Origin of the sequence: Leptotrichia hongkongensis (assembly GCF_041538065.1) — a bacterium.
Lineage (GTDB): Bacteria > Fusobacteriota > Fusobacteriia > Fusobacteriales > Leptotrichiaceae > Leptotrichia > Leptotrichia hongkongensis.
Genome location: NZ_JBGORW010000023.1, coordinates 1 through 519, shown reverse-complemented (window position 1 = coordinate 519; position 519 = coordinate 1). Strand labels below are relative to the sequence as shown.

The window sequence follows — 519 nt, the reverse complement described above, 5'->3', positions numbered from 1 at the left end:
AGAAAAAAAATTACGAAAATGGGTGGCGAGCTGCGGCCCGAGTGGGGCGGCCCGAATCGACGCGAAAATAAAAAAAGGGGTGCAACACGAGGACTTCCCAGGAGGTCACCCATCCTAGTACTACTCTCGCCCAAGCACGCTTAACTGCGGAGTTCTGATGGGATCCGGTGCATTAGCGCTGGTATGATCGCACCCGGAATAGATTCGCGATTGAAATTATTCGTGCCTTCCGGATTAGAGCCTCCCGCGAGACGGCTTGGCTTGCCGAGGCCGTAACTTTCGATCCGCACGCCGGATTCGCCGCTACGATATATCGACGGAAAGCTCAGGACGAGCAGATCGACGGGGCAAACAGGCAAGCCCGTTTCGAGCCTCCGGCAGGGTCCAATTCGACCATTCTCGATGCGGTACCCTCGGTTTTTGGCCCCGGGCGCCCCGCGAACCCCTTCCCGCCACCGGGAGGACGCACGTGGGCCCCCGCGGCTCCGGCAGAGGGGATGGGGGCGCCGACCCGTCCTC

Annotated in this window: 1 rRNA gene; it reads right to left on the bottom strand. The window is 60.9% G+C overall.

Annotated features, from left to right (window positions below):
* Window positions 1-76: 76 nt before the first annotated feature.
* Window positions 77-195, bottom strand: a 5S ribosomal RNA gene (gene rrf / locus ACEG17_RS09960).
* Between the last annotated feature and the right edge of the window lie 324 nt (window positions 196-519).